This is a genomic window from Pseudoalteromonas sp. TAE56, assembly GCF_000497955.1.
Classification (GTDB): Bacteria; Pseudomonadota; Gammaproteobacteria; order Enterobacterales; family Alteromonadaceae; genus Pseudoalteromonas.
Map to the genome: position 1 here is coordinate 1 of NZ_AUTN01000098.1, position 8,272 is coordinate 8,272.

The window sequence follows — 8,272 nt, forward strand, 5'->3', positions numbered from 1 at the left end:
CCTTGTATCTCTCATTGATTAATGATTAGCTATCATTTATCACATCGAAGTCAGTGAGCTTGCCTTTACGCCTAGTATTTAATACTGCGCCGTAGATAAAGCCCTGACTTTCTATTCTCACAAACTGAATGGTATCCAAGCACACTTTTTTTAAGTAGATGCTGTATGTACAAGGGGAGTAAGTAGAGATGATGTTTATCGGCATTGATATTAGTAAAGAGAAGATTGATTTATCGTGGTTGAGAGACCAGCTTACAAACAAAATTAAAACAAAAGTCTTTAAAAACAAGCATCAAGACTTTTTAGCAATAGAAAAATGGCTTTTAAATACAACTAAAAGCGCTGCTAATGAGCTCGTTATCACCCTCGAACCAACGGGTGTTTATCATGAAGCACTGATGTATTTTTTACACGAGCAAGGCTTTAATATTATTTTAGCGAATCCCGGTAAAGCTAAAAAGTATGCAGACGCTTTAAACATAATTCATAAAACAGACAAATCTGATGCAACGATGCTTGCTCATTACGGCTGTGCTAAGCACGCAGTCGTTAGTTATTGGCAACCTGATGCATTAGAAGTTAGAGAGCTTAAAGCCCTTATCCGTCGTTTAGATGCGCTTGAGAGTAACCGACAACGAGAAGCTAACCGATTAGAAGCAAGTGAATTCAGCAACGTTTCCGCGCGTGTTTGCCAATCGATAAAAGTAACTATCGCGTTTTTAGATGACGAAATTAAACAGCTTAAATCTGACATTGATAACCACATAGATAATGAACCTGATTTAAAAAGAAACAGGAAACTACTTGAGTCTATCCCTGGCATAGGGCCCGTATTATCGAGAGAGCTGACGTATTTATTTGCGGCTAAAAAATTTAATAAAGCCAAAGAAGCGGCGGCTTATTGTGGATTAATTCCACGGCATAATGAATCGGGTAAATTAAAAGGGCGAACATCAATCAGTAAACTTGGGCCAGCCAGAATTCGATGTAAACTTTATATGGCGGCCATTGTTGCAGGGCAATGGAATAAAACAATAAAACGACATAAGTTAACGTTAATAAATAATGGTAAAACACCGATGCAAGCTGTGTGTGCAAATATGCGAAAGCTCATTCATATATGTTTTGGTGTAATAAAAAACCAAGAAGCGTTTAAGCTCCAAGAAAGTTAAATACGACCTTGAAGCTTAAAATGAGAGATGGTATCTACTTTAGAGAAATACCAAACGAAATACTTGAAGCTTCTCGTATGGATGGTGCAACAATTGGTGAAGAAATATTCCATGTTTTATTGCCAATAGCCTTACCGGGTATAGCCTCAACGCTAATACTCAATGTTATTTTGTCGTGGAACGAAGCGTTTTGGACACTTATTTTAACCGCTGCAAATGCTGCACCTTTAACGGCATTTATTGCCAGTTACTCAAGCCCTGAGGGGTTATTTTACGCTAAGTTATCGGCAGCATCTGCCATGGCCATTGTGCCAATTTTAATACTTGGTTGGTTTAGTCAAAAACAATTAGTGCGTGGATTAAGTTTCGGCGCAGTAAAATAGGAGAATACACATGGGCAGCATCACACTAAAACAAGTCACTAAAAACTTTGATGAAGTTAACGTAATTAAACCGCTCGACTTAGAAATTAAAGACGGTGAGTTCATCGTTTTTGTTGGGCCATCGGGCTGTGGTAAATCTACATTACTTCGTATGATCGCAGGTCTTGAAGATACAACCAGTGGCAATATAGAAATTGATGGCATTGATGCCACAAAAACACCGCCTGCAAAAAGAGGCTTGGCAATGGTGTTTCAGTCCTATGCGTTATACCCGCATATGAGCGTACGTAACAATATTGCTTTTCCTTTAAAAAGAGCCAAGGTAAGCCCTGCAGAAATTGAGAGTAAAATTGCTAACGCTGCTAAAATTCTTAATTTAACCGATTATTTAGATCGAAAGCCTGGGCAATTATCGGGCGGTCAACGTCAGCGCGTAGCAATAGGGCGCGCAATTGTACGTCAGCCTTCAGCCTTTTTGTTTGATGAACCGCTTTCGAATCTTGATGCGTCATTACGTGTAAATATGCGTTTAGAAATATCTGAATTACATAAAAGTTTAGCCACAACAATGGTTTATGTTACGCACGATCAGGTTGAAGCCATGACAATGGCAGATAGAATCGCGGTATTTAATGCCGGTATTATTGAACAAGTAGGCACACCTTTAGAGCTTTATAAAAACCCTGTAAACAAATTTGTAGCTGGTTTTATAGGTTCGCCAAAAATGAATTTTATAGATGCTCCACAAAATGAAGATGCGAATGTTAGCTGTATTGGTATTCGACCAGAGCATATAACACTCTCTACTGAGCAAGGTACTTGGGCTGGAACTGTAGGTGTAATTGAGCATTTAGGATCGGAGAGCTTTTTACATATAAATATTGAAGGCAAAGGGACCGTAACAGTAAAAGCAGATGGTGATTGCCCATTAAAATATGGCGACAGTATTTACCTAAGCGCACCGTCTGATAAAGTATTAAAGTTTGATAATAACGGTTTAACAATTCGCTAGAGCCATCTTTAATTACCTTAAATAGCACCTTTATAAGGGTGCTATTAACTAAATTCTAATTACATAATCCTATGAAACCGAGGTATTTTTTATTAAGGAATGGTATATTTACAACTATAAATAACAAAAACGTTATTGATAAATAGATACTCAAAAATTAATAAAATAATTTATATAGCAGCACATATAATTGAAATTATGTAATGAAAATAAGGACTTGGTTTTCCTTCTATTTTAAGAGGTTTACGTGGTAAAGCTATCAAATACAGAAATTAGAAAGCTAGATGATGCAGCCAGAGCAGGGTGGTTATATTATGTTGGCGGTAACACACAAGATGAAATTGCTAAAAAGCTAAATATATCTCGTCAATCTGCACAAAGAATGGTGGCATTATCTGTGAGCCAAGGATTAATTAAAGTTAGACTTGACCACCCGATTGCCAAATGCATGGATTTAGCTGAAAAATTAAAAAGCCGTTTTGGGTTAGATTCGTGTGAAGTTGTACCTAGCGATCCCTCAGAACCATCATCTACATTAGGTTTGGCTCAAGCTGGCGCGGCAGAAATAGAACGTCATTTAAAATCAGAACAACCCAAAGTACTTGCTATGGGAACCGGTCGAGTTTTACGTTCATGTGTGGATGAGCTAAGAACCGTTGATTGTCCGCAACATAAAATTGTAGCCATGCTAGGTAATATGGCTTTGGATGGATCGGCTTCACCTTATGATGTTGTAGTAAGAATGGCCGAACACACCAATGCAAAACATTATCCAATGCCATTGCCAGTTTTACCAAGAAGCATTGAAGAAAAAGAACAGTTGCACGCACAACAAAATATTACCGGTAATTTAAAACTCGCTAAAGATGCCGATGTAACATTTGTGGGTATTGGTAGCTTAGGTGAAAAGTCGCCATTACATATAGATGGTTTTATTGATGCGCAAGAACTTAAAGAGTTACAAGATCTTGGTGCTGTTGGTGAAATGATTAGTTGGGTGTTTGATAAAAACGGTAAGATTTTAGATTGCACAGTTAATCAGCGTGTAGCAAGTACGCCATTAAAAACAAATGCTAACAAACAGATTTATGCGATAGCTGCTGGTGAAGAAAAAGTGTTAGCCATTTTGGGCGCAGTAAGGTCAAACATGATCAGTGGATTAATTACTAACGAATATACAGCTGAGCGTTTATTAAGTATTGATTAAACAAATTGATAAATAAAGTATCTGTATTAGTAATACCTGTTACTGTAATAAAAACACTTAATGTCCGATACCGTCTAGTATTGGACATAGCAAGGGCGCATTTAAGCGCTCTTCCTATATATACATTAACTACCTATAATTTATATTATGTTAAATAGGGTAAATAAATACATAACTAAGTTACTCACCTTCATGAATTAACGTATAAACGCGATATTTTGACTATTTAATAAGCATTAACCTACTTAAACCTACTTATTTTAAAAATTAATGTTTTGCCTCTTTTCGCTATTTGTTACTTAAACATATAAAAATACCGCTTGGTTATTAATATAATCAAGCGGTATTACACTGATTGCCTATTCGCTACTTTATGCAATAAAACTTAACATATTGAAATAAATAGATTTTAAATTATCTTAGTAATTCACTAGAATAATTTATCATTCATAAAATCACTAATAAGCTCAGACACTTTATCTGGATGTTCATCAATAACCCAATGTGCGGCTTTATCTATTCAAACCAATGACGAATTTGGAATTGCTTCTTCTAACATTGGTGCATACTTTGGCTTTTGAAATTTGTCTTCTTTACCCCATATTATGAGTGTTTCATGAGGTAAGCTTTTAAGATCGCCTGTAATAGCTTCGGTATATTCTTTATTGAGCCTGCGCATGTTACTAAATAAAGCGGCTTTTCCTTTTTCATTACTCCATGGTGTTAAGTATATTTTCATCAACTCTTCAGTCATTACGTTCGAGTCGTAAACACCTTTGGGCATGAAATCTCTTAATGTATCAACAAATTCATCTACAGATGTTTTTTCTTCTACGCCTGGTTCTAGTAAAGGTTCAAATTCTGGTATTGGCCAAGAATCAAAACATACACTATCAAGTAAAACCAACCCGTTTACTTTATCCGGATGATTTACAGCCATTAATTGAGCAACACCACCACCAATATCATGTGCAGCAATATTAACTTTAGAAATACCGAGCTCTTCTATAAACTTACACATTATTCTACATTGCGCATTTATAGATACATCAGTGTTAATTGGCATATCTGATTCACCAAAGTTTAGTAAATCAGGCGCTATTACTCGATGTTCTGATGCGAGTTTGGGCATCACATTTCGCCATAAAAATTTGTTAGTTGGTATGCCATGTATTAATAATAAAGGTGTGCCTTGTCCCATTTCTTGATAAGCAATTTGATGACCTTCTACTGTAACGTACTGTGTTTTGCTCATAATTTTGCCTCGTTAACTTTAAAAATTATAATGTTTAATAAACTATAAAATTAGAATATAACCTTATAAAGCAAATTCCATCCCAAGATGAGTATTTTTTAGTTATTCAAAAATTATAATAATTTAAAGTCAAACCCAAACCCTTGTAATACTTGGGCTCTAGGCTAAGTAAGTTTATTTGTTTTTTATTATTATAGAGTTTGATAATTGTGATTGTTAAACCACTTTATGAAGTGTGAAGCGTTTGCTCTTAAATATGCAACCGCCCTACTATTGCTATTAATCACTTTAAGAAAGATCTAATATTTTCAATTAATACACCTTGCTTAACTGGCTTTAATAACAAACCATTAAACCCAAGCTTTATATATTTATTATTACTATTTTCGTTTTCACTAAATGTATGCGCAATAATTTTCGTTGCTGATGCATCAGCGTGCTTTCTTATTTTTAGCATTGCGTCGGTGCCCGTAAACTGTGGCATGACTATGTCCATTAAAATAATATCGTAAATATTTTGAGAAACCATTAATAGCGCCTCTATTGCACTGGATACAAAATCTATTAATATGTTTTCTTCTTTAAGCATTTTTCTTATTACAATTTCTATTAGTAAATCATCATCGACTAAAAGCAGTCGTGTAGTTTTATTTATAGGTTTTACTGTATTAAATCCGATAACTTCCATCGTATCTTCAATCGTTTTTTTCATTTTTTACCTCGAATATATTACGCTATATGTAACACCAACCGGCATTAATATTTTATCGTTACATAAAATCTACATTAAGGCGGTTGGTATAGCGGCCTATCTTTTTAAAATACGTGCTATTTGGTTTATTAATATGCCTTGTTTTACAGGTTTTAATAGCATGTCATCAAAGCCCTGGTTTACATAACTTCCCGTCTGTAAAACCTATATCTATTAATTGGTTACGATCATCATCAAGCTTATGATGCTCATGGTAATGATTTATAATATTATGCTGTTGCGCAATACTTATCAGCTGGCTATACGATAGCTGACTGTTTTGTTTATTCACCTGTGGAAATAAAAGATTAAATGCATTGTTAGTAATCACAGGAAATTCGTGGCTATTAAAAATAGCAAACCCATGTGGCAATGCATCAAGAGAACTTGAAAATAGCTCTTCCCTATTAAGTATTAACTGATTTTTTTGTTTTATTTCATTGTGTAAACGCCTAGGCAAACGTAAAAAATAGTACACGAATGCGAATACACAAAAGGCGATCAGTCCTAATCTAATTAGGATATATTTAGTTATTTGTGGACGTACTATTTTATTCATTAGTTGCACATGTAAACGCCAAGTAGGTGGAAAACGACTGCTCAAAGCGCTAATACTATTTTTAATTATACTGGGGTTTACTTCTCCTTGTATTCCTAAAGTAAACTGTGGTGTTGCTATAAAAACGTTATAATTTTCAGTGCTTAATTTGCCAATAACGGCTTTTAAAAACTTACTTAAATAAAATGCTGTAAGTGTATAAATAGAGCCTTGTTTAATTTTTATTTCAGAAATTAAGAAGGCCGTATCTGCAACAGTAAATACTTCTACTGCTTGTTTATTCGCTCTATTATTGAATTTTTCTAACCAGTTTTTAAATCCATACGCGGCTAAATCAAAATTATTTTTTGACCAAAGTGCAAGTTGGTTATACTCAGAATCAAACACAACATACCCTTTATAAGTTAAGCTTTGTGAAACCTGACTCTGTACTAAATCATTAAGCTGCTCTTTTGTATAGCTATTTTGGCTTTGTAAAAAGCCTGCGATAACTAAATCTTTTTGCGATATATATAATCCTTGATTATCAAATCGCTCTAGGGCATTAAATAACGTTTTACGTAATTGCTGAGTTTGTTCATTGTAATTACTTTGCAGCTCCTTTTTTTCTATAGTATAAAGCAGTGAATGAGCATAATACTAATGCAATTAAGAATGCCACGGGCGCTAAACTAAATACATGAATATACTTTTCCCCATAATTTTTTTCACAGGATTAGTACTTTGATTACTTACTGAATCTGAATTTTTATTTAACTGTGTCTGCAATAATTGAGCAAATGAAATAAACTGATTTTTTTGTGAACCTATTAATGTTTTAGGTGCTAAATCAGCCATCAGCACTACGCCAATGAATTTATTAGTGACACTATAAATTAGATATTGTGCATAAAAACGAATTAATTTGTGCGTGTTGTTTGATACATCATCAAAAAAGGTATCTTCAAATAAATATAGTTTTTCTTGTGTGCAGCGTTGTTGATAGCTTAATAACTCATTTTCGACACTTTCTTTATCGTTGCAGGTTATTAACTGCTCTGAATAAACCTCTCTAAAATCGATAAATTTAACAATTGGAACATCATAAAACTGTTTTAGTAGCGTTAGCGTTTCTTTAATTTCTGTTGATATTTCATCAGTTGGTGTATCTGCTAAATTAGCATGTGAGGTAAATATATTTGAGGCGTTCATTGACGTTCTCCTTCCCCTTTTGGGGGAGTATGTATCCACGTTGTACTGTTTTGGCCGCTATGTACTGGCAGTAAAACTTTAAATGGTGGCGTTAAACTACTAAGAGCAGGTTCGCCTGTGATGATATTAATTACTTGTTCTGCATTAACTAAATTAAGTGATGTTTTGCAATATGTAATACCTGGCTCAATCCCTATTAAGCTCAGTGTTTCACTAATGATAAGGTTATTTACTAAATCGATACCGACCAGCTCAAATGTGGTTTGTAAAATAGTGAAATGTTTCCGAGCTTTTATCGTCGTACCACACCATCATAGATGTACGGCCCAACTTTTTAGCTAAAATTAGTAGCTCGCGACCATTAACCACGTTCACATCAAGCGTTGTTTCGTGGCCAAGTGCTATACGCGAAATATCACGGGTAAAAACAAAGCGAGTATGTGTCCATTTAACTAAGTGTGATACTTTTTGTACCCGCTCACCATTTGCATTTTCTATATAATCTAAATGACTTTCACTGCCTATGGCGCTAAAAGATATTAGTAATAGTATAAAAGTAAATTTTAACATAAGCCTTTCCCTCAATTTGCTTAATATATAGGTAGCAAGTATGAGACCAAGGGTTTTTATTTTTATTATCAGTAGATTGAAGTTTATAAATGTGGTTTTTATTATTTTGATTCGCAAATTGCAAATCAATAATTCATGAAGGGTTTAACCAAGAAATGAGAGTAGAGGCAGG

Annotated in this window: 7 protein-coding genes and 2 pseudogenes; 4 read left to right on the top strand and 5 right to left on the bottom strand. The window is 34.5% G+C overall.

Annotated features, from left to right (window positions below):
• The first annotated feature begins 188 nt into the window (after positions 1–188).
• From L656_RS0110000 to L656_RS0110015, 4 genes and pseudogenes are all read left to right on the top strand, one after another.
• A complete protein-coding gene (locus tag L656_RS0110000; protein ID WP_024599096.1) occupies positions 189–1,172 on the top strand; it encodes an IS110 family transposase in 984 nt (327 codons plus the stop codon).
• Between the two features lie 35 nt (positions 1,173–1,207).
• Positions 1,208–1,555: pseudogene (locus tag L656_RS0110005) on the top strand (carbohydrate ABC transporter permease); the annotation flags it as partial.
• Positions 1,556–1,565: 10 nt separating this feature from the next.
• A complete protein-coding gene (locus tag L656_RS0110010; protein WP_024599100.1) occupies positions 1,566–2,567 on the top strand; it encodes an ABC transporter ATP-binding protein in 1,002 nt (333 codons plus the stop codon).
• 247 nt (positions 2,568–2,814) lie between these two features.
• On the top strand, positions 2,815–3,774 hold the full coding sequence (locus L656_RS0110015) for a sugar-binding transcriptional regulator (protein WP_024599101.1): 960 nt from the start codon (positions 2,815–2,817) through the stop codon (positions 3,772–3,774).
• Positions 3,775–4,204: 430 nt separating this feature from the next.
• Here the strand turns inward: L656_RS0110015 and L656_RS01000000122165 are convergent.
• The 5 genes and pseudogenes from L656_RS01000000122165 to L656_RS0110035 all read right to left on the bottom strand — a co-directional run bounded on the left by L656_RS01000000122165 (position 4,205) and on the right by L656_RS0110035 (position 8,100).
• Positions 4,205–5,029, bottom strand: a pseudogene (locus L656_RS01000000122165) (alpha/beta fold hydrolase).
• Positions 5,030–5,312: 283 nt separating this feature from the next.
• On the bottom strand, positions 5,313–5,741 hold the full coding sequence (locus L656_RS0110025) for a response regulator (RefSeq protein WP_024599102.1): 429 nt from the start codon (positions 5,739–5,741) through the stop codon (positions 5,313–5,315).
• A gap of 166 nt (positions 5,742–5,907) precedes the next feature.
• Positions 5,908–6,726 (bottom strand): hypothetical protein, encoded by an 819-nt coding sequence (locus L656_RS1000000123470; protein WP_024599103.1) that lies wholly within the window; start codon positions 6,724–6,726, stop codon positions 5,908–5,910.
• 279 nt (positions 6,727–7,005) lie between these two features.
• Positions 7,006–7,530, bottom strand: coding sequence for a hypothetical protein (locus L656_RS1000000123475; RefSeq protein ID WP_024599104.1), 525 nt, complete (start codon positions 7,528–7,530; stop codon positions 7,006–7,008).
• A 252-nt stretch (positions 7,531–7,782) separates the two neighbouring features.
• Positions 7,783–8,100 (bottom strand): pilus assembly protein N-terminal domain-containing protein, encoded by a 318-nt coding sequence (locus L656_RS0110035; RefSeq protein ID WP_024599105.1) that lies wholly within the window; start codon positions 8,098–8,100, stop codon positions 7,783–7,785.
• Positions 8,101–8,272 lie beyond the last annotated feature (172 nt).

Coding starts and splice junctions, on each gene's coding strand:
- L656_RS0110000 (WP_024599096.1), top strand. CDS start 189: ATGATGTTTATCGGCATTGATATTAGTAAAGAGAAGATTGATTTATCG.
- L656_RS0110010 (WP_024599100.1), top strand. CDS start 1,566: ATGGGCAGCATCACACTAAAACAAGTCACTAAAAACTTTGATGAAGTT.
- L656_RS0110025 (WP_024599102.1), bottom strand. CDS start 5,741: ATGAAAAAAACGATTGAAGATACGATGGAAGTTATCGGATTTAATACA.
- L656_RS1000000123475 (WP_024599104.1), bottom strand. CDS start 7,530: ATGAACGCCTCAAATATATTTACCTCACATGCTAATTTAGCAGATACA.
- L656_RS0110035 (WP_024599105.1), bottom strand. CDS start 8,100: ATGTTAAAATTTACTTTTATACTATTACTAATATCTTTTAGCGCCATA.